Below are 25,156 nucleotides of genomic sequence, written 5' to 3' on the forward strand. Positions count from 1 at the left end.
CGACAGGCTCCTTGTTGTTCGAGGGATGTGCAGATCGAACGTGACGGTCGTCACTCGATTACCTCTGCATGAAGATTTCTACCCGAACGGATAACGTTTCGTACACGCATTGGCATCGAAAAGTCAGAAATCTTGGTGAGCTGTCACAAAACGGTCACGGAGACGAAAAGTCGCGGCCGCCCCCGACAGCGACCGCGACTCGTGGACCGACGAATTACGCGGCGCTACCCGACGTCAGCACGCCGACGATCTGCTCGACGATCGCGTCGACGATGCCGTCGTAGACTCCGGTTGCAATGTCGGTGATGAACTGCGCAGCTGAACCCATGAGAACTCCTGATGCTCGTCTCTTCGTACAGCCGTAGGTAATACGGCCTACCACTTTCCTACCGCAACCACCGGCGCGGTGCACAACGCGGCACGAACTCACTGCGCGGATACCGAAGCGACGCAGGACGTTCACCGAGCAGACCCCGGTATGTAGCCCAGAATTATTCTCCGAGCACGTCTTTCGCGCGACCGACGAGCAACGGGTCTGTTTCGCCCACGATCTCGGAGTCCTTGTTGGCGTAGTCGAACTTGTTGAGCACGAACCGCATCGCGTTGATCCGCGCGCGCTTCTTGTCGTTGCTCTTCACCACGGTCCACGGTGCTACGTCGGTATCGGTGGCGCGGAAGTTCTCTTCCTTCGCAGCGGTGTACGCATCCCACTTGTCCAGTGACGCAAGATCCATCGGCGACAGTTTCCACTGCCGTACCGGATCCACCTGCCGGATCGCGAAGCGAGTGCGCTGCTCGTGCTGCGACACCGAGAACCAGAACTTGGTCAAGCTGATGCCCTCGTCCACCAACATCTGCTCGAACAGCGGTGCCTGCCGAACGAACTGTGCATGCTGCTCCTCGGTGCAGAACCCCATGACCCGTTCGACACCGGCACGGTTGTACCAAGACCTGTCGAACATCACAATTTCGCCGGCCGCAGGCAGATGCCCGATGTACCGCTGGAAATACCACTCCGTCGACTCCCGCACCGACGGCTTCTCCAACGCGACGACGCGTGCGCCGCGGGGGTTGAGGTGCTCCATGAACCGCTTGATCGTGCCGCCCTTACCGGCGGCGTCGCGACCCTCGAAGATGATGACGTGGCGTCGTCCGGTGTCCTTGGACCACATCTGCAGCTTGAGGAGTTCGATTTGCAGCAGCCGCTTTTCGAGTTCGTACTCGGCGCGGGTCATACGCTCGTCGTAGGGGTAGTTCTCCCGCCACGTGTCGACGACGTGACCGCCCGGGACCGTCAGCAACACCGGGTCGTCGTCATCGGAGTCGTCGACGACGAATCCCGAAGTATCGGCAAGATCCACGGCGGTCGTGATGTCCCGCACGTCGCTGAGATTCTTGCGTGCAGCCACGCCGTTGCGGAGATCGAAGTCGGTCATGCGCCGAAAGTTAGTGCTCATCGGTGACCGGTCCATGGCGATTCGGTGAACACCGAGCGCAACCGGACGCATCGGACACGCTTCCGGTCTGCAAGGGGGACGGACCGGAAGCGACCGACACATCCGACCGTAATCCTCGCGCCGACAACAGGTCGAGTGTCCGCGTCGTAAAAGTCACCGAACTTGTTCGGCGACCCGTTTCTCGATCGTTCGATTCTCCGGGTCGATATGGGTGAAAGCCCCGATGTGCCCACAGGCGTCGGCGACGCAGACTTCTCACCATGACATTCGAGAGCAATTCCCCCAGAGAATTCACCCTGTCCAACTCGCAGAAGATGATCGGAGGCGTCTGCGGCGGTATAGCCGACTACTTCGGTTGGGACGTCAACCTCGTTCGCGTCGCCACCGTCGCCGGTGCAGTGCTCAGCGGTGGCACAGTCGTGCTGATCTACCTGGCGGCCCTGATGCTGATGCCGCGCCGCCCGTGAGCTCCCGCGACCGCGGAAAGGCCCCGCATCCTCGCCGGTGGAGGAACGGGGCCTTGCCGTCGGACTTCGCGGAATGGGGCCTAGCTGGAGCCGAAGCTACCGGTGCTTCCGCCGAGCAGTCCGTCGAGGAGTTCACCGAGACCATCGGTGAGGCCACCGGTGATGGGTCCGGTGATGCCACCGTCTTCGCCGCCGCCGAGGATGGGCAGGAGGCCGGTGAGGAGATCGAGGAGCATGGGTAAGCCTTTCGAAAGACACGTCGTGGCCCGAGTCGGAAGGTGACCAGGCCACAGGAACATAACGTTCCAGACGCGGTCCATTCCATCGTTTCGGACAAAAAGGACCCACCGGCTGTTTCGGGGCTCGAAAGCCGACCCGGTTCTTCGCCGTTCCGGTGATCAGTCCTCGGTTTTCCCGGTGATCAACCAACCGCAGGACGCTGCCAGATCGTCGGCTTCCGTCGGTCCCATCGAGCCCGGCGCATAGTTCTTCACCGCGGGCGGATCGTTCAACAGCGGTGCCGCCACCTCCCACACGTGGGCCAGGCCGTCGGGTCTGGTGAACAGCGATCGGTCCCCGTTCAGTACATCGAGGATCAGACGGGAGTACGGGCTCAACGGCTCCGCGTCGGGCACCGATTTCAGCGGCAACGACAGATGCCCGACGGACAGGTCGAAATCCGGTCCCGGTTCCTTGACCGTCATCGCGATATCGATGCTGCCGTCACCGGACAGGTCGAACGAGAGCACCGCGCCGTCTTCGGGCAGCGTCGACAGTGGACTGTCGGCGGGCTTGCGGAACACCAGCGATACCCGCTGCGCTCCGGCACCGAGCATCTTGCCGGTACGAAGCAGGAACGGCACCCCACGCCAGCGATCGGTATCCACCCACAGCTTCGCGGCCACGAACGTGTCGACCGTCGAATCCTCGGCAACGCCGTCGACGTCGCGGTAGCCGTCGTACTGCCCCAGAACCACCTCGTCGGTGTCGAGTGGACGGAACTGCCCGATCACCGTTTCGCGAGCCGACTGAAGATCCTCGGCCTTCAACGACGCAGGGGGTTCCATGGCCACCTCGGCGGCCACCTGGAACAGATGGGTCACCAGCATGTCCAGTACGGCACCGGTCTCGTCGTAGAACTCGGCGCGGTCGTCGATGTCGAGTGTCTCGGGCACGTCGATCTGCACATGCTCCACGTGCTCGGAGTTCCAGATGCCGCTGATCATGCCGTTGGCGAACCGCAGCACGTGCAGGTTCTGCGTTGCTTCCTTACCGAGGAAATGGTCGATGCGATAGACCTGTTCCTCCTTCACGACCTCGTGCACGGCCTTGTCGAGTTCCTCGAAGTTGTGCTGCGAGGTGCCGAAGGGCTTCTCGTACACCACTCGGGAACCCTCGGCGAGATCGTGTGCACCCAGGGCCTTCGTGTAGTCGACGAACGTGCTCGGCGGCAGCGCGATGTAGTGCACCAGCTGTGCGTCGTCACCGATCTCTTTCCTGGCGTCGGCGACGACGTCGGGGAGCTTGCCGGGATCGTCGACGGTGAAGCCGTTGCCCGCGAATCGGATTCGCTTCGAGAACGCCGACCAATCGTCGTCGGCCACGTTCTCGGCGAACTCGTCGAGCACATCTTTCACGTGGTCGCGGAACTCGTCGTCGGACGAGTCCTTGCGACCGTTGCCGATCAGGATCCATTTCTCCGGCAGCAGGCCTTCGACGTGGAGTTGGTAGAACGACGGCAGAACCATTCGCTTCGCGAGGTCTCCGGTCGCGCCGAACAGGACGAATACAGTGGGTTGCGAGGACGCCATGACCTCCACTATGCACCGCATAGTGCTACCTAGGTGAGAGTGCACGAAGATGACCAGATCACGGTTTCACGGAGAGATCTACGGGGTAGGTACGACGTCGGGAGTGCGCATCGTCGTCGGACACTGGACGCGCTCGCCCCTCGGCGAATTCACCGATGTGATGGTCCAATTCGCGGACGGTCGACGCCTACTCGTGGCCCCGAACGAGGCGGTACGTGAATTCGTCACGGCGACATACTCGTTCGATTCCACCGAGCTGGTACCGGTCACCTTCTCCGACCAGCCCGACGGGTGGCGGTCCGTCGTCGCCGGGGATCTGTCGGTACGCATCCGAGTGGCCGGGCCGACGGTTCTCGGCCGCGCCCTGAGCCTCGTCCCCGACGCCGTGTCCACCGCACCGTGGTTCTGCACGATCAGCGACCCCATCGCCCGAGTGATACTGCGCGGAGTGCGAACTCGCGGCAGCGCCGGCGGAGGCAGGCGCGAATACTACGGAGCCAGGCACCAGCACCGCGTCGTCGACGTCGTCGCATCCTGGCAAGGAGAGGACCTCGGCTCGCTGACGCCCGTCACTCCCCCGGTGACGTTCGGTTTCGGCAGCACCCCCGCGGCACCGTCGGTCACGTCCATCACCACCACGATCGACTCGTAGACCACTGCTGTTTCACACCACTGCTGTCTCACACCACTGCTGCTCCGACTTCGCGGAGTTCGTCGAGAGCTGCTGCGGAGGTCTCGGGAGCGACCCCGGCCACCAGATCGGTGAGAACCCGAACGTCCAGGTGCTGTGCCACTGCATCTTTCGCCGACGCCAGCACGCAGTAATCGGTGGCGAGACCGACGATGTCGACGGCCGTCACCTCGTTGGCGGTCAGGATCTCGGACAGGGATGTTCCGTCCTCGGTGACGCCTTCGAACGCCGAGTACGACGGTCTGCCCTGCCCCTTGTAGACATGCACGTCGACGCTGCCGGTTCGGTAATCCGGGTGATATTCCGCGCCGACCGTTCCCGCGACGCAGTGCACGGGCCACGTGGTGACGAAATCCGGGGCAGCGTCGGTGGCGAAATGTCCACCGTTGTCGCTGTCGCCGTCGTGCCAATCACGTGAGGACACCACGAGATCGTAGTCGTCGCCGCTCCGGGCGAGGTACGCGCTGATCCTGCGCGCCACCTCCCCACCGCCGAACACGGCCAACGCACCACCCTCGGTGAAATCGTTCTGAACATCGACTACCAACAGAGCACGAGTCATGTGTCCCAGTATCCTCGACGGGTGCGCGTGTCGTCTTTGGTGACCTATCCCGTCAAAGGATGTGCCGGTACGGCACTGGACTCGGCCCGGGTGAGCACATCCGGTCTCGAACACGACCGAGCGTTCATGATCGTCGACGCGGACGGCTCGTTCCGCAGCCAACGCACCGATCCCGTACTGGCCGTCGTTCGCTGCTCGGTGGAAAACGGCTCACTGACACTGCGCCACGAGAGCGCAGGGAGCGTCACCGCCGTCGTCGATCGTGATTCCGCGGACCGCGAGGTCACGATGTTCGGCACGCCGCTGCGGGGCATCGACCAGGGCGACGACATCGCCGCCTGGCTCACCGACGTCATCGGCGAGCCCTCACGCCTCGTCGCCGCGCCCCGCGATCACGGCCGCGTCACCGACGGAATCCGTCCCGGCTCGGCCCATTTCGCCGACAGCGCCGCCGTCCACATCCTCTCGACCGCCACGCTGGCCGGTCTGAACTCCCGTCTCGACGCCCCGCTGCCGATCGACCGATTTCGGCCCAACATCGTCGTCGACGGCTCGCAGGACGCTCATGTCGAGGACGAAGTGCGCGACATCTCGATCGGCGACGCACGATTGGCGTACACGAAGCTGGCGATCCGCTGCGCCGTCACCACGGTGGAGCAGAGCACCGGTGTTCGCACCGGACCCGAACCCCTGCGCACTCTCGGCACCTACCGCCGGGCCCGACAGAAGGGCGTCGCCTTCGGTTCGAAGTTCTCGGTGGTCGAGGAAGGAACCATCTCGGTCGGGGACGAACTACGCGTCGAGACCTGGGGCGAGTCGGAGCTGTAACTCGAACGGCATGTGGTTCGCCCACCCGTTACGCGCGCGCAGCCGAAGATGCTGTTCTGCACCGAGTTCGACGCGTCGCCGCCCGATGCCGAGTGCGGATGTCGTGCCGCGATAGCGGATGAATGCGGTGAGCTCGTGGCCACCCGGTGCCAGCTCGTAGGTCGACGGTTCCGACCACGACTGGCGATGCTCCACGCCGTCGATCGTCACGAACGGCCGCGCCAGCGTGCGCACCAAGGACGCGTTCACCCAATGTGGGGCGAATTCGATCTCGATCGTGCTCACGTCACGCCTCCTTGGTGCGCTGAGTGTCCACTATTCGGCTCCGTAGGCGGGGGATCCCGCCTAGGCGAACGAATTGTGGACGACCACGTCAGTAGCTCCAGTGGCGACCAGCGCCGCCAACTGGATGCGCGCCTGTCCGGCCCGGAGTTCGCGGGAGAAGACCGCACCGGCGTCGAGCAGATCGTGGCCGCCGCCTCCGCCGCCGTACGTCGGCGAGGTCTCACCGAACGGCACCCGCGTCGTGACGACCACGTGCAGCCCAGCAGCAACGGCCTCTTTCACCGCGTGCACCACCAGAGCGTTGGTGTTACCCGAGCCCAACGCCTCGAGCACGATGCCCGACGCCCCGGCTTCGCGACAGGCATCGATCTGCACCCCGTCCGCGCCCGGGTACAGGGCCACGACGTCCACGCGCACTCCCGCGACGGGCTGCCACCGCAGCGGGTCCGGCCTCGGCACTGCTGCCGACCGAAAGGCGTCGAGTTCGAAGGTGTGCTTCTTGATCGCCCCGCGGGCCGGCAGTACTCGTCCGCCGAACGCGATCAGCACTCCCTGCTCGGACCACGCGGCCGCTACCGCTGCTGCGATGTTGCCGGGGCCGTCCGGGTCCGGATGATCGGCAGTACGTTGAGCCCCGGTGAACACCACCGCACGCGCGTCGTCGTGGAACAGGTCGACGTACAACGCCGACTCCTCCATGGTGTCGGTGCCGTGCAGCACCACCACTCCGGCGCAGCCGTCCTCGGCCAACGCGTCGACCACGGCAGTGCGAATGGCGTCGAGATCGGCGAGGTCCAGGGCGGAGCTGTCCTTCGACATCACCTCGCGCACCACCACGCCGTCCATGTCGACGCCCACGCCTGGGACCGGCCGAGAAACCCCGTGCTCGTCGCGACTACTGGCGATCGTCCCACCGGTGGTCAACAACGCGACGAACTCAGCACTGTCGGGTCGTTCCGGCAGGCTCCACTCCTCAGTCATTACGGGCGGCTACCTCTCGAATTCTGTTGCGGCACATGTACCATCCGGCGATCAGCATCGGCGCGATGAGCAGGATGGACGCGACGGTCCATGTACCGACGGGTTTGTCGAAGGCCATCAGTACCAGTACACACGCCAGAAAGCCTAGCGTTGCGTAGCCGGTGTACGGGGCACCGAACAACCGGAACGCAGGCCGGGTGACCGCGCCGGTCTTGGACAGAGACCAGAACTTGAGCTGGCACGCCACGATGACGGCCCACGCGCTGATGATGCCGAGCGCAGCGAGGTTCAGCACGATCTCGAACGCCTGCGCCGGGACGACTGCGTTGAGGACGACCCCGAGCAGCGTCACCACCGACGTCAGTGCGATGCCGCCGTACGGAACTCCCTGCTTGTTCATACGGGCCGCGAATTTCGGTGCCGAGCCGGCGACCGCCATCGAATGCAGGATGCGACCGGTGGAGTACAGCCCGGCGTTGAGAGACGACAGCGCTGCGGTCAGCACGACGAGGTTCATTATCGCGTCGGCACCCTCGACGTCGATCGCTCCGAAGAATGTGACGAACGGGCTCTCCCCGGCCTGATACGCGGTGTACGGCAGCAACAGCGAGAGCAGCAGCACCGAGCCGACGTAGAAGACGACGATGCGGACGATGACGGTGTTGATCGCCTTGGGGATGACCTTCTCGGGGTTCTGCGTCTCTCCGGCGGCGGTACCGACCAATTCGATGGAGGCATAGGCGAATACGACGCCCTGGATCACGACGATCGCCGGAAGCAGTCCGTTGGGGATGAGACCGCCGTTGTCGGTGAGAACGCTCAGACCCGGAGCCTGACCGTCGATGGGGGTGCCGAAGATGACGTAGTAGGTGCCGATCGCGAGGAACGTCACCAGGGCCACGACCTTGATGAGCGCGAACCAGAATTCGAGCTCACCGAACACCTTGACCGACACCAGGTTCAGACCGAGAACCAACACCAGGCCGGCCAGCGCGAACACCCACTGATCGACGTTGCCCAGCGGTGCCCAGTACTTCTTGAAGAAGTTCATGTACAGCGCCACTGCCGTCACGTCCACGACGGCCGTCATCGCCCAGTTCATCCAGTACAACCACCCGGCCGCGAACGCGACCTTCTCACCGAAGAACTCGCGGGAGTACGAGACGAACGATCCGGACGACGGGCGGTGCATCACCAGCTCACCCAGCGCGCGCAGGATCAGGAATGCGAAGAAGCCGCACAGTGCGTAGACCAGAACCAACGCGGGCCCGGCGTCACGCAGTCTTCCGCCGGCACCCATGAACAGGCCGGTGCCGATCGCGCCGCCGATGGCGATCATCTGAATCTGGCGCGGAGCCAGCTCTTTTCGATACCCCAGCTCCTCTTCGCTGAAGGCCTGCTTCTGGGTCGGGTTCTCGGTGCTCATCGCATTACCTCGTCGACGTCTCGGGAGCAACGGAATGCTCGGTGGGAGCCACCCGCAGGTTCGCGAGATGCTCGGGGCTCAGCAATCGATCCAGCTCTTCTCGCGCCAGCAGGCCCTTCTCGAGCACCAGGTCGACGACGTTGCGGCCGGTGACCAGCGCTTCCTGCGCAATGGCCGTCGACTCCACGTACCCGAGGTACGGGCTGAGCGCGGTGACCAGACCGATCGAGTTCTCCACCCGCTCACGCAGCAGATCGACGTTCGCGGTGATGCCGTCGACGCACCGATGCGCGACGGTGCGGCAGGCCGCACTCAGATGCGCCATACCGTCGGACAGGGATTTGACGATGATCGGCTCGAAAGCGTTGAGCTGCAACTGTCCTGCCTCGGCGGCCATCGTGATGGTGACGTCGTGACCGATCACCTCGTAGGCAACCTGATTGAGAACCTCGGGAATGACGGGGTTGACCTTGCCGGGCATGATCGATGAACCCGCCTGCATCGGAGGCAGATTGATCTCGTTGAAGCCCGCGCGCGGCCCGGAGGACAGCAGCCGGAGATCGTTGCAGATCTTCGACAGTTTCACTGCGACGCGCTTGAGCACACCCGACAGGTGCACGAACTGACCGACGTCCTGCGTTGCCTCGATGAGGTCCGTTGCGGTGACCAACGGCAGGCCGGTGATGGTGCGCAGGTGCACGACGGCCGATTCGGTGTATCCGGCAGGAGCATTGAGCCCGGTGCCGATGGCCGTGGCCCCGAGGTTGATCTCGTGCACCAGCAGCGCGGCTTCCTCGAGCCGTGAGCAGTCCTCGTCGATCATGATCGCGTAGGTGCCGAACTCCTGACCGAGTGTCATCGGCACCGCGTCCTGCAGCTGGGTGCGGCCCATCTTGACGACGGTGGCGAACTCGCTTGCTTTGCGGGAGAACGAATCTCGCAGGACCTTCATCGATGCGATCAGCTCGTGCACCGCGAAGATGGTCGCGATGTTCACCGACGTCGGATACACGTCGTTGGTGGACTGCGAGGCATTCACATGCTCGTTGGGGTGCAGCATCGAGTGGTCACCGTGCGCGTGGCCGAGGATTTCCAGGGCACGATTGGCGATGACCTCGTTGGCGTTCATGTTGGTCGACGTACCCGCGCCGCCCTGAATGACGTCGACGACGAACTGCTCGTGCCACTGGCCGTCGAGAATTTCCTGGCACGCGGCCCGGATCGCTTCCCCGCGGGTGGCGTCGAGTATTCCGAGGTCCTGATTGGCCGCCGCGGCCGCCCACTTCACGGCTGCGAGCCCGCGGACGAGGTGGGCGTTGGTGGAGATCGGCCGCCCCGTGATGGGAAAGTTCTCCAGCGCGCGCAGGGTATGGATTCCCCAGTAGACGGTCATCGGAATCTCGCGTTCGCCGAGAAGGTCTTTCTCGATGCGGGTATCGGCCACGGTGGGTGCGCTCCTTCAGAGGGTGTCCAGCTGTCCGGCTGTCTGACAGGTAGAGTGTGGCGTAGAACACCTCGTCGGTCAACCCCGGGATAGGATCACTGCATGAACCTGTCGGACAGCTGGGCAGTCAGTGCGCCCACCAATGCCCGCATGAGCGCCGCCGAGGCAGTCTTCGCCGACCTGCGTGCCGCGATCTCGTCGGGAAAGCTCCCCGTCGGGCAGAAGCTCCCGTCCGAGGCGGCGCTGGCCGCGAGGCACAGCGTCAGTCGTTCCGTCATCCGCGAGGCGCTGCGCTCGTGCCACGCGCTCGGTCTGACCGAGACCAAGACGGGCCTCGGCACCTTCGTCGTCCGTGATCGAGTGGGTAGCGACCTCGACATCGGCAATTACGAGGCCCGTGAACTCATGGATGCCCGACCCCACGTCGAGGTACCCGCAGCCGGGTGGGCGGCCGAACGACGTACCGACGACGAGTTGGCGGTGCTCTCCGGCCTCGCCGACGAGATGCGTTCCGAGGACGACCACGAGGCCTGGGTCCTGTTGGACGCGCAGTTCCACACCGCGATCGCGCGGGCCAGCAGGAACCGCGTGTTCGAGTCGATCGTCGTCGACATCCGAGATGCCTTGACGCGGCAGTCCGAAACGTTGAACCTCGTCGCGCACCGGCAGCAGCAGTCCAACGTCGAGCACGACGCCATCGTCGCCGGTATCCGATCCGGCGATTACGACGCAGCAGCCCGCGCCATGACCGCCCACCTCGATGCCGTCCGTGGTGCAGTGGAGTCGCTCGCCGATCGGCCCAGCTGACCGTACGACTAAGCTGCGGGCCGTGACGAAGGTATTGAACTCTCTCCCGGTCGGTGAACGAATCGGCATTGCATTCTCTGGTGGTCTCGACACCTCGGTGGCCGTGGCGTGGATGCGCGAGCACGGCGCGATTCCGTTTGCCTACACCGCCGACATCGGCCAGTACGACGAGCCGGATCTGTCCGACGTGCCCGCCCGCGGCCTTGCGTACGGCGCCGAGCAGGCCCGGCTGATCGACTGCCGCGAACCGCTGGTCGAGGAAGGCCTCGCGGCACTGACCTGCGGCGCGTTCCACATCCGATCGTCGTTGCAGACGTACTTCAACACCACTCCCCTCGGCCGCGCGGTGACCGGCACGCTGCTCGTGCGCGCGATGCAGGAGGACGGCGTCTCCATCTGGGGCGACGGCTCGACGTACAAGGGCAACGACATCGAGCGGTTCTACCGCTACGGCCTGCTCGCCAACCCCGAGTTGCGCATCTACAAGCCGTGGCTCGACGAGGCATTCGTCGCCGAGCTCGGCGGCAGGCACGAGATGTCGCAGTGGCTCACCCAGCGCACCCTCCCCTACCGTGACTCGGCCGAGAAGGCGTACTCCACCGACGCCAACATCTGGGGTGCCACCCATGAGGCGAAGCGTCTCGAATACCTCGACACATCCCTCGAGATCGTCTCGCCCATCATGGGTGTCCGCTTCTGGGACCCCGAGGTCGAGATCGCAGCCGAGGACGTCACCGTCGACTTCGAGCGTGGCCGTCCCGTTCGGATCAACGGCAAGTCCTTCGACAGTGCCGTCGACCTGGTGATGGAAGCCAACGCCATCGGCGGACGCCACGGGCTCGGCATGTCCGACCAGATCGAGAACCGGATCATCGAGGCCAAGAGTCGCGGCATCTACGAGGCCCCGGGCATGGCACTGCTGCACATCACGTACGAGCGGCTCGTCAACGCCGTCCACAACGAGGACACCATCGCCTCGTACCACAACGAGGGCCGCCGCCTCGGACGCCTGCTCTACGAGGGCCGCTGGTTCGATCCGCAGGCACTCATGCTGCGCGAGGGCCTGCAGCGCTGGGTCGGCAACGTCGTGACCGGCAGCGTGACGGTTCGCCTGCGCCGCGGTCAGGACTTCACCATCGTGGACACCCAGGGCAGCAACTTCAGCTACCACCCCGAGAAACTGTCGATGGAACGCAGCCAGGGGCAGGCCTTCTTCCCCGGCGACCGCATCGGCCAGTTGACCATGCGCAACCTCGACATCGCAGATTCGCGCAGCAAACTCGAGCAGTACGCCGCTCAGGATCAGCTGACCGCCTGGGGCGACCTGATCGGCGAACTCGCCCCCGGTGGAGCCGACGCCATCGCCGCCAGCAGCGCCGACAACTCCGTGGACTCCGCAGCCCTCGACCACGCCGCAATCGAGTCCGGCACCGACTGACTTCTGGCTGCCGAACTCGAAGTTATGGACGGATTTCTGCCGATTTCCGTCCATAACTTCGAGTTCGGCTACTCCTCGGGCTCCGTCAGGCCCTGATGCTCGTCGCGTTCCGCCCATTCGAGTAGCTCGTCGATGGCGAACACCGCGTCGTCGATACCCGCATGTAGGTCGCCCAGTTCGGCGTATCTGGCCGGTACGGTGAAAATCGTGAACTCGCGTGGATCGACGTCAGGTACCTCGGCCCACGAAATGGGTGTCGACACAGTCGCCCTCGGGTTTCCCCGCACCGAATACGCGCTGGCGATCGTGTGGTCGCGGGCATTCTGGTTGTAATCGACGAACAACTTCGACGGGTCGCGATCCTTGCGCCACCACGTCGTCGTCACGTCCTCGGGTGCGCGGCGCTCCACCTCCCGCGCGAATGCCAGTGCGCCCCTTCGCAAGTCCTTGAAGCCGTGGGCGGGGTCGATGCGAACGTAGATGTGCAGGCCGTGACCGCCCGAGGTCTTGGGCCAGCCGACTGCGCCGAGGTCATCGAGCACGTCCTGCACGACACCGGCGACGCGTTGCACCCGATCGAAGGGGCAGTCGGGCATCGGATCGAGGTCGATGCGCCATTCGTCGGGCATCTCGACGTCGGCGCGGCGCGAGTTCCACGGATGGAACTCCACCGTCGACATCTGCACCGCCCACGCGACGTGCGCCAATTCGGTCACGCACAGCTCGTCCGCGGTGCGGTTGTAGCGGGGAAACGTCACCTCGACGGTCTCCAACCACGGCGGGGCTCCGTGCGGCACCCGCTTCTGGTGCACCTTCTCGCCGGCGAGGCCCTTGGGGAACCGGTGCATCATGCACGGCCGCTCCCGCAACGCGCGGACGATGCCGTCGCCGACGCTCAGGTAGTAGTTCACCAGGTCCAGCTTCGTGGCACCGCTCTCGGGGAAATACACCCGATCGGGGTTGGAGATGCGCACCGTGCGCGTACCCACCTCGAGTTCTATTGCCGGAGATGCCATACCAGCGACACTAGATGTACCCGCGGCCGCGCGCGCTCGGAAGTCGGAGTTTTTCTCGCAGGTCCACCGAAGCTACGTGTGGGAACGCAGCGTGATGCCGTAGCGGTCTCGCTTGCGGTAGATCGTGGCCCGACTCATTCCCAGTTCCTCGCCCGCCTGGTTCATCGTGATGCCGGGCCGGCTGAGTACTCGAATCATCTCGTCGCGCTCGAACGTCTCGATTCGTGTCAGACGTTGCGTGGTGCGCGAAAGCACTTCGGGCGGAAGATGATTGACGCCGACGACGTCGGCGCGGACCGCCGCCTCGTGCATCACCGTCGCCAACTCGGTGACGTTTCCCGGCCACGAATATCCGACGAGGGCTCGTTCGGCGTCGCCGGTCAGGCTGACCTCGCGTCCACGCGCCCGCAATGCCAGATGCCGAGCGAGCGGAGCGATGTCCTCGGGCCGATCGCGCAGCGGCGGGACCTCGACGACCGAACGCACCAGCTGCGCCAGGGCAGCGGGAACAGCGTCGTAATCGGAGGCCGTCAGGGTGACGGGCACGCCGTCACCGACGCGAGAGATCAGTTCCGCCAACGCGTCCGCCCCTCGCGCCGGCAGCCGGTCCACGTCGCGGACGATCACGGCGGTGTCCGGCTTGGGCAGCTCGGGCGTCCACAGATCCAGCCAGGCGTCGACGTCGCGCGCCGCCGGAACTCCGGCACTCAGAATTCGACCCCGTGGGCGGATGGTACGCAGCGCTCGGGCCAGAATCGTGGCACGTCCGGTTCCCGGTTCTCCTACCAGCAGGACCGAATCATGTTGGCTCAGAGCTGTTTCGGAGGACGCGAGAGCCTGATTCCACCGCGTCGACAGCGTCGGGACGCTGCCCGCACCCGGCCGACCCGATGACGCCTCGACGCGAAAGACCGTCCCACGTGGAGCCGGACGCGCATGCTGTCCCTGCGCTCGCGCGAGCATCATCGCCGCAGTGTTCCCTGCCGCCGACTGAGCAAGGGCCAGCAGCAGATCCGTCGACGACTCCGACCACGTGGTGAGGTTGACGCAGCCCTCCACGGTGCCCGTCATCGGGTTCAGCACCGGTGCCGCGGCGCAGGTGTATCCGGTGAGCGAGAGCGAGTAATGCTCGGAGGCGCGCACCACTGCGGGAATTCGATCGGCGAGTGCGAGGGCGAGACCGTTGGTGCCCGCCTGGTTCTCGCCGTACGAGAAGCCGGGGGCCAGATGCACACGGTCGAGCGCGGCCAACAGCTCGCGGTCCGCGCTCACTCGATCGAGCACCAGACCGTCGGCGTCGGTCAGCATCATCGACACCGGCTCGTTCGCCAACGTGTCGCGCAGTCCGTCGAGCACCTCGCGCCCACATCGGTAGAACAGCGATTCGCCGTCGTAGGTGCCCGAAAATGCAGGTACGACGTCTTCGAGTGGCACTCCGAATTCCTGGCTTCGGTGCCACGATGCGAGCAACCGATGCGACACGGCAGCGAGGGGCTCCGAGTGCAAGCGGGCCCGCACGAGACCCTCGGGATCTGCCATGTGATTCAGGTTACATTCGCTGGTCGCCATGGATCCGAAACCAGCGTCTCGAATTGAGACATCACTCCATTTCGCCGAGCCTCAGCCGCGCCTACCGTCATCGACAGATCGCTTGTGACAGACGTCACGCACAGTCTCTGGAGGTCAGCCATGTACAGCAAGAACGGCGAGAACTACTTCATCGTGGACGCCCACGTCGCGCTCTGGGATGCGCGGCAGGAGAACCAACGCAACATCCACGGCAAGCAGTTCATCGACTGCTTCTACGACTACCACCGCAACCTCTCCCCCGAGAGCGAGCTGTGGAGTTACGAGGAGTACCTCTACCAGGGCGGCGATCGGTTGATGCGCGACCTGTTCGAGATCGGGTACGTCGACCACGCCATCTTCCAGCCCGCTCACCTGGGCGAGTTCTATCACCGCGGGTTCGGCCAGACCGACGAGGCATCGGCGCTCGCTGCAGCTCACCCGGACAAGCTGACCTACAACCATCACTTCGACCCACGCAACGGCGAACGTGGCCTGGACCAGCTGCGTGCGGACGCAGAACGCTTCGGGCTCAAGGGCGTCAAGCTCTACACGGCCGACTGGCACGGCGATTCTCGCGGTTACAAGCTCGACGACGACTGGACTCGGCGTTACCTCGACGTGTGCCGCGAGGTCGGCATCAAGAACATCCACGTGCACAAGGGACCCACCATCCGTCCGCTCGATCGCGATGCGTTCGACGTCGCAGACGTCGACCACGTGGCCACCGACTTCACCGATCTGAACTTCGTCGTCGAACACTGCGGACTGCCGCGCCTGGAGGACTTCTGCTGGATCGCCACCCAGGAGCCCAACGTGTACGCCGGCCTCGCGGTGGCCATCCCGTTCATGCACACGCGGCCGAAGTACTTCGGTCAGATCATGGGCGAACTGCTCTACTGGCTCGGCGAGGACCGCATCTTCTTCTCCTCGGACTACGCGCTGTGGACGCCCAAGTGGTTGGTCGAAGGGTTCGTCGACTTCCAGATCCACGAGTCCCTCGACGAATACGCACCGATCACGCTCGAACAGAAGAAGAAGGTGCTCGGACTGAACGCCGCCAAGCTCTACGACATCCCGGTGCCGGCCGAACTGCAGTTGCCCGACGCCGACGAGACCGAGACCGGACCGCGTCAGCCCGAGCGCGCCGATCTCGCGGCGGTGTGACGTGACGACTGCTGTGACCACCAGGAAGGACGAGGCGTACACCGCCCTCGGAGTCGTCCTGGATCCCGAATTGGACGAGCCCATCACCGATCTCGGCTTCGTCCGGTCGCTCGACGTCGACGAGGGCACTGTGCACGTTCATCTTCGACTGCCGACGTCGTTCTGTTCGCCGAACTTCGCGTATCTGATGGCGGGAGACTCCAAGGACGTGCTGACGGCGTTGCCGTGGACCGAGCACGTTCTCGTCGAACTGGACGATCACCACGACTCGGACAAGATCAATGCCGGCCTCGCCGCCGACGCCGGCTACCGCGGCACCTTCGGACACGAGGCCGAGGAGGATCTCGAGGAATTACGCGCGACGTTTCGCCGCAAGGCCTATGTGGCGGCGATGGAACGGTCGCTCATGGCGTGGTTGCGCGCCAATCCCGACTCGACCGAGAACGACTTGGCCGCAGTGGTTCTCGGAGATCTACCGGACGATCGCACCTCGACCGCGCTGCTTCGCCGCCGCGAGGCTCTCGGCCTGCGGACCGATCCGGCCGCACCGGCACTGGTCGATCATGCGGGTCGTCCACACACCGGCGACCTGACGATGGTGATGCGACGCGCCCGCGCCACCCGCGTTTCGATCGACGGTAATGCGCACTTCTGCCGCGGATTGCTGCAGACCCGCTACCCCGGCGCAGAGGAACAGCAAGTCCCTCGCGAAGAGGGCGCGTTCGTTCCTCTCACCACTCTCACTGTCCCCCTCCGCACTACACAGGAGCATGTTTCATGAGTTCGATGCGCGCCGTCCAGGTCGTCGGATATCACAAGAATCTGGAGATGACCGAGGTTCCGATTCCGGAAGTACAGGGTCCACTCGACGTCATCGTCAGGATCGGCGGTGCCGGCGTATGCCGTACCGATCTGCACATCCTCGAAGGCCAGTGGGCCGAGAAATCCGGCGTCACACTGCCGTACACGATCGGCCACGAGAACGCCGGGTGGGTACATGCCGTCGGATCGGCCGTCACCAACGTCCGCGAGGGCGACAAGGTGATTCTGCATCCACTCGTCACGTGCGGGTTGTGTCGGGCGTGCCGCTCGGGCGACGACGTCCACTGCGAGACGAGCGATTTCCCGGGTATCGACACCAACGGTGGATACGCCGATTACCTACGGACCAATGCGCGAACCGTCGTCAAGATCGACGATTCGCTCGAACCGTCCGCGGTCGCTGCGCTCGCCGACGCCGGCCTGACGGCCTATCACGCGGCCGCGAAGGCGGCCCGGCGTCTGACTCCCCGCGACAAGTGCGTCGTCATCGGAGCAGGTGGCCTCGGCCACATCGGCATTCAGGTACTCGAGGCACTGTCGCCCGCCGAGCTGATCGTCATCGACCGCAATGCCGACGCCGTGAAACTCGCGCTCACCTTGGGGGCCGATCACGCGGTGGTCGCCGACGGCAGTCAGGTCGACCAGGTCATGGAACTCACCGGCGGCTTCGGAGCCGAGGTGGTACTCGACTTCGTCGGCGAGAACGGCTCCACCGCAGAGGGATTGGCCATGACGAGGCGGGCCGGCGACTATCACGTCATCGGGTACGGCGAGAACGTCGACGTGCCGACCATCGACCTGGTGTCGGCGGAGAAGAACATCGTCGGCAATCTCGTCGGGTCCTACAACGACCTGTGCGACTTGATGTCCCTCGCCGCCCGTGGTGCCGTCAACCTGCACACGCAGACGTACGCCTTGGACGACTTTCAGAGTGCCATCGACGACCTCGACAACGGTCGGGTTCGCGGCCGCGCGATTCTCGTACCGTGAAATCGGGTACAACCCAGATTCGTCACTACAACCACAGGGAGCAACGTTGATCTTCATCACCGCCAAGTTCAAGGTGAAGCCCGAGCACGCCGACAACTGGCCCGAGATCTCGCGCGATTTCACCGAAGCCTGCCAGGCCGAGGAAGGATGCCTCTGGTACTTCTGGTCGCGCACCCTCGACGACCCCACCGAGTACGTCCTCGTGGAGGCGTTCAAGGACCCGGATGCCGGTGCCGCCCATGTGAATTCGGATCACTTCAAGCAGGCCCAGAAGGATCTTCCGCCGTACCTGGTGGAGACGCCGAAGATCATCAGCCAGGAAGTCGACGGCACCGACTGGAACGAACTGGGCGAACTCGCGGTCGACTAGTTCCTTTCGCGATCCCGGATCACCTGGCCGAGCGTCATGACGGCGTCGGCGAACTGCCCAGGCAATTCCTGAGGCGGGTTGTGGCCGCAATCGACCTGGCGAACATCGATCAGATCGGTGAAGTGCGCCGTGTGGTCCGGGCTGCCGTACAGCGAGGCGACGGTGTCCTCGGTCGGATCGATCACGACCGTGGGCACCGTGATCGCCGGTTGCCGTGTCAGCAACTCCTGCGTTTCTGCATAGGCGGCGTCCCCGGCCTCGATGCCGTATCGGTGCCGATACGAGTGCACGGACACGTCCACGAAGTCGGGGTTGTCGAACGAGGGCGCGGTGGCCGCGAATTCGGAATCCCCGAACCTCCACGTCGGCGACCAGTCCGTCCACAGCGTCTGCGCGATCTCTGCGCGGTAGGCCGTGAGCCCGGCCCGACCCCGCTCGGAGTGCAGGTAGTACTGGTACCAGTATCGCTTCTCGAGGTGCGGCGGCACCGGCGTGGACACAGCGGCAGCGATGTCCTGCACCAGATATCCGGAGACGCTCACCAGACCCGACACCAGTTCCGGCCACAGCGCGGCGACGACGCACGCCGCTCGCCCACCCCAGTCGTAACCGGCGACGATGGGGTCGTTCAGCTCCAGGGCGAGGATCAGCTCGCGAAGATCGTGGCCGATCGCAGCCTGCTCACCCGAGCGCATCGTGTCTCCGTCGACGAACCGGGTGGGCCCGAAGCCGCGCAGGTACGGCACCACCACGTCGTAACCGGACTGGGCGAGCAGCCTGGCGACGTCGTCGTAACCGCGCGGGTCGTACGGAAACCCGTGCATCAGTACCACCGAGCGGCCGGACGGATCACCGACGCGGTCGTAGGCAACGTCCAGCACCCCTGCGCGAATCATCATGGGTCCATGCTCGCATTGTCGGGCCCAGGGTCAGCTGCTCAGCACGTCCTCCATGCCGGGAGCGAGGACGTCGGACAGGTCGGTCCATGGGACCGTGATCGTGATGAGGCCGATGCCATAGGCCCCCACCTGGTAGTCACCGAAGTGAATGTTCATACCGTCCGGCGATGCCGTCCAGTTCGCGAAGTTGGCCTCCGTCGGCTCGATGCCCGAGCGCTCGAAGCTGTCGCCTGCGCGGGTGGACGGGAGAATTGCCGCTGCTCGATCGGACAGTCGAGACAAGCCGGCATCCAGATCGGTGAAGGCATCGCCGAGGGAGATCGGCTGCGCCGTATCGGCATCGATCGTCACGGTCGCAAGCAGTGAATTACCGTGCGCTCCGGGCGGCACAGCGATCCAATCGGTGATCTGTTCGGCACTGATCACGCGTCGACCGACGTGGGCCTGCCCCTTCGAATAGCCGTCGCTGAGGGCGAAGTCGTTCCCGTAGTCGCGGTCGATCTGGTCCTGCAACGCCGCGCGCATCGACTCGTTGAATTCGGCTGTCACGGCCGGATTGCCGCCGCTCAGCTGTGGAATCGCGACGTCGTAAGTCGCACGCGCTGTCGATCCCGTGACCCGGGTGCTGCCGACAACGTACGGCTCGGCGGCACTCGAGGTAGTGGTTGGCGTTGTAGTCGTCGGCGCGGCTCGATCGATGGTGGCGGTGACATCGGTTGTGGTCGGTGCAGATACGGGCGTGGCAGTTCCCGAGGTGGAGCAGCCCGCGACGGCCGCTGCCAGAGCGAGTGCGACCGTCATCGAGCGGATTCGCGTCATGACCCACACTAACCACCGAACAGCCGGCAACTCCGCTGCTAGCGTCGAACCTCCCGGGTCTCCGACCGGCCCACGTTCGGAAAGGGAGTTCGATGAAAACGACGAGCATCATCACCAACCTGCGGGTTCCGGACGTCGACGAGGCCAAATCGTTCTACACCGAGTTTCTCGGTCTGAAATCCGAGGAGTTCGATATGGGGTGGGTCGCGCGGCTGTCGTCACCCGATCGCCCGGTGAGCGTTCAGCTGGTGACGAGCGACCGGAGCGCACCCGAGGATTCGGTGATGTCGGTGCACACCGACGATGTCGATGGCGCGTACGCCGAAGCGCTGAAACTGGGCTACGAGATCGTGCACCCATTGACGACCGAGCCGTGGGGTGTGCGCCCCTTCTTCGTTCGCGCTCCCGACGGCAACGTCGTCAACATCGCGTATCACCGGGACTGACTACAGCACATCGGGTGCAGCCGACCGCGCTGAGCGCGGCTGGTTGCACCCGATTCGAACGTGAAAAAGCCCGGCACCTCGAAAGGTGCCGGGCTTCTTCAGTGCAAGACGGGACTCAGAAGTCCATGCCGCCCATGCCACCGGTCGGATCGCCAGCGGGCGCTCCGGCCTTCTCGGGCTTGTCGGCGACGACGGCCTCGGTGGTGAGGAACAGAGCCGCGATGGACGCTGCGTTCTGCAGTGCCGAGCGGGTGACCTTGACCGGGTCGTTGATGCCTGCAGCGAGCAGGTCCTCGTACTCGTTGGTCGCGGCGTTGAGGCCGTGACCTGCGGGCAGGTTGGAGACCTTGTCCGCAACGACGCCGGGCTCGAGGCCTGCGTTGAATGCGATCTGCTTGAGCGGGGCGGACAGTGCGACGCGAACGATGTTCACGCCGGTTGCCTCGTCACCGTCGAGCTTGAGGTTGTCGAGTGCGGGCGCTGCCTGGAGCAGTGCCACGCCGCCACCGGCGACGATGCCTTCTTCGACGGCTGCCTTGGCGTTGCGCACTGCATCTTCGATGCGGTGCTTGCGCTCCTTGAGCTCGACCTCGGTTGCCGCTCCGGCCTTGATGACTGCAACGCCACCGGCCAGCTTGGCCAGGCGCTCCTGCAGCTTCTCGCGGTCGTAGTCGGAATCGGAGTTCTCGATCTCGGCGCGGATCTGGTTGACGCGACCGGCGATGGCGTCGGAATCTCCCGAGCCTTCGACGATGGTGGTCTCGTCCTTGGTGATGACGACCTTGCGTGCCTGACCGAGCAGCTCGAGTCCGGCGGTCTCCAGGGAGAGGCCGACCTCTTCGCTGATGACCTCGCCACCGGTGAGGATGGCGATGTCGGCGAGCTGCGCCTTGCGACGGTCACCGAATCCGGGAGCCTTGACGGCGACGGACTTGAAGGTGCCACGGATCTTGTTCACCACGAGTGTGGAGAGAGCTTCGCCCTCGACGTCCTCGGCGATGATGACGAGCGGCTTGCCGGACTGGATGACCTTCTCCAGCAGCGGCAGCAGGTCCTTGACGGTGCTGATCTTGGAGCTGACGAGCAGGATGTACGCGTCTTCGAGGACGGCTTCCTGACGCTCTGCATCGGTGGCGAAGTACGCCGAGATGTAGCCCTTGTCGAAGCGCATGCCCTCGGTGAGCTCGAGCTGCAGGCCGAAGGTGTTGGACTCCTCGACCGTGATGACGCCTTCCTTGCCGACCTTGTCCATTGCCTCGGCGATGAGCTCGCCGATGGACGGGTCGCCTGCGGAGATGCCAGCGGTAGCAGCGATCTGCTCCTTGGTGTCGATCTCCTTGGCGGACGCGAGCAGCGACTCGGTGACGGCTGCAACAGCCTTCTCGATGCCGCGCTTGAGGCCGAGCGGGTTCGCGCCGGCTGCGACGTTGCGCAGGCCTTCACGGACGAGTGCCTGAGCGAGAACGGTAGCGGTGGTGGTGCCGTCGCCTGCGACGTCGTCGGTCTTCTTGGCGACCTCCTTGACGAGCTCGGCACCGATCTTCTCGTAGGGATCTTCGAGCTCGATCTCCTTGGCGATGGAAACACCATCGTTGGTGATCGTGGGAGCTCCCCACTTCTTCTCGAGTACGACGTTGCGACCCTTGGGGCCCAACGTCACCTTTACTGCGTCGGCGAGGGCATTGAGGCCTCGCTCGAGGCCACGGCGTGCCTCTTCGTCGAACGCGATGATCTTGGCCATTGCGAAGTGATCCTCCGGATTGGGGGTGACACATTGCTGGCCGAGCTCGGTGCCCGCGACGGACGACCAGGGGTGTCGTTGATTCCCCGGCCTCACCGTGTCCCGACCTGGCACTCACGTGTCGAGAGTGCCAACTGCATTTCTAGCACTCGCCCATGGTGAGTGCAAGGTCGTCCGCCGCCAGCGAACCGCCGCACCCCCCATGCTCGACGCCACCGCGGGACGCAGGTCTCGAGCAGATGCTCGGCCGAGCCGGTATCCGTCACACACTGTTCACACCCGGACGCATTGTTAACATCCGAATACTGTGCATCGAACCCGCGACGCTAATACCGTTGAGCGACAACGGTTTCGACACCCGAAAAATTCGGGCAAACCCCCGCAAAAGCGACAGTGAGGATCGAATATGTCCGATACGGTCGACACGTCGTACGACAACTCGGCGATGGACCACGAGGAAGAGGGCTACCACAAGGGCCTCAAACCTCGACAGTTGCAGATGATCGCGATCGGTGGCGCAATCGGCACCGGCCTGTTCCTCGGCGCGGGCGGACGCCTCGCCAGTGCCGGCCCCGGCCTGTTCCTCGCCTACGCCCTCTGTGGAATTTTCGTCTTCTTCATTCTCCGCGCCCTCGGCGAATTGGTGTTGCACCGCCCGTCGTCGGGCAGCTTCGTCTCGTACGCTCGCGAGTTCTTCGGCGAGAAGGCCGCATTCGTCGCCGGGTGGATGTACTTCCTCAACTGGGCGATGACGGCCATCGTCGACGTCACGGCCATCGCGACCTACATGCATTACTGGGGAAGTTTCGAGGTGATTCCGCAGTGGGCCATCGCCTTGGTCGCACTGGTTCTGGTGATGAGCCTGAACCTGGTGTCGGTCAAGTGGTTCGGTGAAATGGAGTTCTGGGCGGCCATGATCAAGGTCATCGCGCTGGTGACCTTCTTGATCGTCGGCATCGTCTTCCTGGCCGGCCGCATCCCCGTCGGCTCCGAGATGCCCGGAATCAGCTTGATCACCGACAACGGCGGTCTGTTCCCGTCCGGCGCGTGGCCCCTGGTCATCGTCATCTCGGGCGTCGTGTTCGCCTATGCTGCAGTGGAACTGGTGGGTACCGCCGCCGGTGAGACCGAGAACCCGGAGAAGATCATGCCGCGGGCGATCAACTCGGTCATCGCCCGTATCGCACTGTTCTACGTCGGCTCGCTGGTACTGCTCGCACTACTGTTGCCGTACACCGCATATCAGGCCGGTACCTCGCCGTTCGTGACGTTCTTCTCGAGCATCGGCCTCGGGGGCGCGGGCACCATCATGAACATCGTGGTGCTCACCGCGGCGCTGTCCAGCCTCAATGCCGGTCTCTACTCGACCGGCCGCATCCTGCGGTCGATGGCGATGAACGGTAGTGCGCCGGAGTTCACCAAGAAGATGACCAAGGGCGGAGTGCCGTTCGGCGGCATTCTGCTGACCTGCTTCATCACGTTGTTCGGTGTCGCCCTCAACGCCATCGCCCCCGGCGAGGCCTTCGAGATCGTGCTCAACATGTCCGCACTGGGCATCATCGCCAGCTGGGCGACCATCGTGCTGTGCCAGATTCAGCTGTACCGCTGGTCCAAGAAGGGCATCCTGAAGCGGCCCAAGTTCCGACTGTTCGGTGCGCCGTACACGAGCTACGCGACGCTGGTGTTCCTGTTCGGCGTGCTGGTCCTGATGGCCTTCGATGCCCCGATCGGCTCGTGGACCATCGCGACCCTCGTCGTCATCATCCCCGCACTGATCGGCGGCTGGTTCCTGGTGCGCACCAAGGTGCTCTCGGTGGCCGAGGAACGAATGGGCTACACCGGCCAGTACCCGGTGGTGGCCAACCGTCCGACCGAACCGGAGGAGTGACCCTTCCCAACCCCCTCTCGAGCCAGGGCCCCGCATCGACCCGATGCGGGGCCCTGCTCATGGAGTCAAGAAAACCTGAGCCATCGCGAGCGGGTGAACGGTGAGCGTCGCGCCGGCGGCTCCGGCACTCCGGCAGAAACAGCAGCAGCGACGGCGTCGGCAAGCTCCACGCAGGTCTGGAATCGATCCGCCGGGTCCTTGGCCAACGCGCGTGCGACCACCGCGTCGAGACCCCGCGGCAGTGATCGGCGGCGCCGCGTCACCGCAGGAGGTTCGGCCGACAGATGTGCGGCGGTGATCGCGAGCGGCGTGGCCAACGGGTACGGCGTTCGCCCGGTCAGCAATTCGACCAGCGTCGCCCCCAATGCGTAGACGTCGGTCTGCGCGCTCAGCACTCCCCCGCGAAGCAGTTCCGGTGCCGCGTAGTGGATGGACGCCAGCACCGTTCCGCCGACGACCAGCGGCGTCGAGTCGTCGACCAGACGCGCAATTCCCCAGTCGGACAACAACACCTGCTCGTACCCGTCCACCCGCTCGGTGGAGATGAGGATGTTCGACGGCTTGACGTCGCGGTGCAGGACGCCGTTCGAGTGGGCGTAGTCGAGGCCCTTGGCCACCTCGGCGACGATGCGTGCCACGCGGGAGACGTCGAGAGCGATCTGACCGCGAGCGACCAACCGCGCCGCGCTGTACCCGTCGACGTAGTGCATCGACATCCACAACTGGCCCTCGAACTCACCGTGTTCGTGCACCGACACGATGTTCGGATGCACCAGCAGCTCGGCCACCGTGGCCTCGGTCCGAAATTTGGTGCGCAGTCGCGGCGAGCGCGAGGCGTCGCGGTCGAGGATCTTCAGAGCTTCGAGCCGATCGTGTCCGCGGCCGAGTACGAGGTACACCTCACTCATGCCGCCGACCCCGAGGCGACGCTGCACCCGGAAGCCGGCGAACTCCGCACCCGGCTGCAGCTGGCCGGGATTCACGGAATCTCCTGTGCAGCAGTGCTACTCGCGGCACATCGACTCCACAAGGGGACGACCGGGCGAGACCGCAACATCGACAGAACTGTAGTCCGTTCGGGTGCTCGCGGCGACTCGGCAGACTTTCGACGCGGGCCTGTCTCCCCAGCTCACCGGCTCGGTCACGTTTCGCCGCCCGCGCCGACGTCGTTTATGGTGATTACCGGTACTTGACCAAAACAAGGGAAAAAGAACGGCATACCGATAGTGGTCAGC

The 25,156-nt window shown here is 64.6% G+C and carries 25 protein-coding genes; 11 read left to right on the plus strand and 14 right to left on the minus strand.

Annotated features, from left to right (window positions below; all coding sequences use genetic code 11):
• Positions 1 to 491 precede the first annotated feature (491 nt).
• Positions 492 to 1,436 carry a polyphosphate kinase 2 gene (ppk2, locus tag J1M81_RS04615; protein ID WP_045840630.1) on the minus strand — a complete coding sequence of 315 codons (945 nt, stop codon included), beginning with the start codon at positions 1,434 to 1,436 and terminating at the stop codon, positions 492 to 494.
• Positions 1,437 to 1,717: 281 nt separating this feature from the next.
• Here ppk2 and J1M81_RS04620 point away from each other — a divergent pair, with 281 nt between their 5' ends.
• Positions 1,718 to 1,924 (plus strand): PspC domain-containing protein, encoded by a 207-nt coding sequence (locus J1M81_RS04620; protein WP_027498428.1) that lies wholly within the window; start codon positions 1,718 to 1,720, stop codon positions 1,922 to 1,924.
• An 80-nt stretch (positions 1,925 to 2,004) separates the two neighbouring features.
• Here J1M81_RS04620 and J1M81_RS04625 read toward each other — a convergent pair whose 3' ends face one another.
• The gene (locus J1M81_RS04625; protein WP_155288427.1) at positions 2,005 to 2,160 is read right to left on the minus strand and encodes a hypothetical protein; all 156 of its coding nucleotides are present in this window, start codon (positions 2,158 to 2,160) and stop codon (positions 2,005 to 2,007) included.
• A 162-nt stretch (positions 2,161 to 2,322) separates the two neighbouring features.
• Positions 2,323 to 3,735: a glucose-6-phosphate dehydrogenase (NADP(+)) gene (locus J1M81_RS04630; RefSeq protein WP_032399594.1), complete on the minus strand. Its 1,413-nt coding sequence runs from the start codon at positions 3,733 to 3,735 to the stop codon at positions 2,323 to 2,325.
• A 49-nt stretch (positions 3,736 to 3,784) separates the two neighbouring features.
• Between J1M81_RS04630 and J1M81_RS04635 the strand changes: the two genes are divergently transcribed.
• Positions 3,785 to 4,387, plus strand: a complete 603-nt coding sequence (locus J1M81_RS04635) for a hypothetical protein (RefSeq protein WP_032381215.1) — start codon at positions 3,785 to 3,787, stop codon at positions 4,385 to 4,387.
• Between the two features lie 28 nt (positions 4,388 to 4,415).
• Here the strand turns inward: J1M81_RS04635 and J1M81_RS04640 are convergent, their stop codons facing one another.
• The gene (locus J1M81_RS04640; protein ID WP_032399573.1) at positions 4,416 to 4,988 is read right to left on the minus strand and encodes an isochorismatase family protein; all 573 of its coding nucleotides are present in this window, start codon (positions 4,986 to 4,988) and stop codon (positions 4,416 to 4,418) included.
• A gap of 21 nt (positions 4,989 to 5,009) precedes the next feature.
• Here J1M81_RS04640 and J1M81_RS04645 point away from each other — a divergent pair, with 21 nt between their 5' ends.
• The gene (locus J1M81_RS04645; RefSeq protein WP_080731950.1) at positions 5,010 to 5,816 is read left to right on the plus strand and encodes an MOSC domain-containing protein; all 807 of its coding nucleotides are present in this window, start codon (positions 5,010 to 5,012) and stop codon (positions 5,814 to 5,816) included.
• Here the strand turns inward: J1M81_RS04645 and J1M81_RS04650 are convergent.
• The 4 genes from J1M81_RS04650 to aspA are packed head-to-tail and all read right to left on the minus strand — an operon-like array spanning position 5,781 to position 9,952.
• Complete coding sequence (locus tag J1M81_RS04650) at positions 5,781 to 6,101, minus strand: hypothetical protein (RefSeq protein WP_027498433.1); 321 nt, start codon at positions 6,099 to 6,101, stop codon at positions 5,781 to 5,783. The two genes, J1M81_RS04645 and J1M81_RS04650, sit on opposite strands and share 36 nt — an antisense overlap.
• Before the next feature lie 60 nt (positions 6,102 to 6,161).
• Positions 6,162 to 7,082, minus strand: a complete 921-nt coding sequence (locus J1M81_RS04655) for an asparaginase (protein ID WP_052061335.1) — start codon at positions 7,080 to 7,082, stop codon at positions 6,162 to 6,164.
• Entirely contained in the window at positions 7,075 to 8,508 is a 1,434-nt protein-coding gene (locus tag J1M81_RS04660; RefSeq protein ID WP_032399574.1) for an amino acid permease, read from the minus strand. The genes J1M81_RS04655 and J1M81_RS04660 overlap by 8 nt, the downstream gene beginning before the upstream one ends.
• 4 nt (positions 8,509 to 8,512) lie before the next feature.
• Positions 8,513 to 9,952 (minus strand): aspartate ammonia-lyase, encoded by a 1,440-nt coding sequence (aspA, locus tag J1M81_RS04665; protein ID WP_032399575.1) that lies wholly within the window; start codon positions 9,950 to 9,952, stop codon positions 8,513 to 8,515.
• Between the two features lie 102 nt (positions 9,953 to 10,054).
• Here aspA and J1M81_RS04670 point away from each other — a divergent pair, with 102 nt between their 5' ends.
• Both J1M81_RS04670 and argG read left to right on the plus strand, forming a co-directional pair.
• Positions 10,055 to 10,759, plus strand: coding sequence for a FadR/GntR family transcriptional regulator (locus J1M81_RS04670; RefSeq protein ID WP_032399576.1), 705 nt, complete (start codon positions 10,055 to 10,057; stop codon positions 10,757 to 10,759).
• Positions 10,760 to 10,781: 22 nt separating this feature from the next.
• Positions 10,782 to 12,197, plus strand: coding sequence for an argininosuccinate synthase (argG, locus tag J1M81_RS04675; protein WP_032369815.1), 1,416 nt, complete (start codon positions 10,782 to 10,784; stop codon positions 12,195 to 12,197).
• 68 nt (positions 12,198 to 12,265) lie between these two features.
• On the opposite strand, the gene ligD is transcribed toward argG, so the two are convergent.
• Positions 12,266 to 13,213, minus strand: coding sequence for a non-homologous end-joining DNA ligase (gene ligD / locus J1M81_RS04680; RefSeq protein WP_032373709.1), 948 nt, complete (start codon positions 13,211 to 13,213; stop codon positions 12,266 to 12,268).
• A gap of 72 nt (positions 13,214 to 13,285) precedes the next feature.
• Entirely contained in the window at positions 13,286 to 14,752 is a 1,467-nt protein-coding gene (locus J1M81_RS04685; RefSeq protein ID WP_051365423.1) for a helix-turn-helix domain-containing protein, read from the minus strand.
• 150 nt (positions 14,753 to 14,902) lie between these two features.
• On the opposite strand from J1M81_RS04685, the gene J1M81_RS04690 reads away from it, so the two are divergent.
• The 4 genes from J1M81_RS04690 to J1M81_RS04705 are packed head-to-tail and all read left to right on the plus strand — an operon-like array spanning position 14,903 to position 18,128.
• On the plus strand, positions 14,903 to 15,946 hold the full coding sequence (locus J1M81_RS04690) for an amidohydrolase family protein (protein ID WP_032389017.1): 1,044 nt from the start codon (positions 14,903 to 14,905) through the stop codon (positions 15,944 to 15,946).
• Between the two features lies 1 nt (position 15,947).
• Entirely contained in the window at positions 15,948 to 16,727 is a 780-nt protein-coding gene (locus tag J1M81_RS04695) for an iron-sulfur cluster assembly protein (protein ID WP_080736388.1), read from the plus strand.
• Between the two features lie 5 nt (positions 16,728 to 16,732).
• Positions 16,733 to 17,758 (plus strand): NAD(P)-dependent alcohol dehydrogenase, encoded by a 1,026-nt coding sequence (locus J1M81_RS04700; RefSeq protein WP_027498442.1) that lies wholly within the window; start codon positions 16,733 to 16,735, stop codon positions 17,756 to 17,758.
• A gap of 46 nt (positions 17,759 to 17,804) precedes the next feature.
• Entirely contained in the window at positions 17,805 to 18,128 is a 324-nt protein-coding gene (locus J1M81_RS04705; protein ID WP_032365151.1) for a putative quinol monooxygenase, read from the plus strand.
• Here J1M81_RS04705 and J1M81_RS04710 read toward each other — a convergent pair.
• Complete coding sequence (locus J1M81_RS04710; protein ID WP_032399577.1) at positions 18,125 to 19,027, minus strand: alpha/beta fold hydrolase; 903 nt, start codon at positions 19,025 to 19,027, stop codon at positions 18,125 to 18,127. The genes J1M81_RS04705 and J1M81_RS04710 overlap by 4 nt on opposite strands.
• 30 nt (positions 19,028 to 19,057) lie before the next feature.
• Positions 19,058 to 19,846 carry an RsiV family protein gene (locus J1M81_RS04715; RefSeq protein ID WP_032399597.1) on the minus strand — a complete coding sequence of 263 codons (789 nt, stop codon included), beginning with the start codon at positions 19,844 to 19,846 and terminating at the stop codon, positions 19,058 to 19,060.
• Between the two features lie 92 nt (positions 19,847 to 19,938).
• Here J1M81_RS04715 and J1M81_RS04720 point away from each other — a divergent pair, with 92 nt between their 5' ends.
• A complete protein-coding gene (locus J1M81_RS04720; protein ID WP_032399578.1) occupies positions 19,939 to 20,292 on the plus strand; it encodes a VOC family protein in 354 nt (117 codons plus the stop codon).
• A gap of 115 nt (positions 20,293 to 20,407) precedes the next feature.
• Here the strand turns inward: J1M81_RS04720 and groL are convergent, their stop codons facing one another.
• Positions 20,408 to 22,033, minus strand: a complete 1,626-nt coding sequence (gene groL / locus J1M81_RS04725) for a chaperonin GroEL (RefSeq protein WP_008713461.1) — start codon at positions 22,031 to 22,033, stop codon at positions 20,408 to 20,410.
• 406 nt (positions 22,034 to 22,439) lie between these two features.
• Between groL and J1M81_RS04730 the strand changes: the two genes are divergently transcribed.
• Positions 22,440 to 23,921 carry an amino acid permease gene (locus J1M81_RS04730; protein ID WP_027498447.1) on the plus strand — a complete coding sequence of 494 codons (1,482 nt, stop codon included), beginning with the start codon at positions 22,440 to 22,442 and terminating at the stop codon, positions 23,919 to 23,921.
• 65 nt (positions 23,922 to 23,986) lie between these two features.
• Here the strand turns inward: J1M81_RS04730 and J1M81_RS04735 are convergent, their stop codons facing one another.
• Positions 23,987 to 24,904 carry a serine/threonine-protein kinase gene (locus J1M81_RS04735; RefSeq protein WP_032390649.1) on the minus strand — a complete coding sequence of 306 codons (918 nt, stop codon included), beginning with the start codon at positions 24,902 to 24,904 and terminating at the stop codon, positions 23,987 to 23,989.
• Positions 24,905 to 25,156 lie beyond the last annotated feature (252 nt).

Source organism: Rhodococcus sp. KRD175 (genome assembly GCF_017168275.1).
Lineage (GTDB): Bacteria > Actinomycetota > Actinomycetes > Mycobacteriales > Mycobacteriaceae > Rhodococcoides > Rhodococcoides fascians.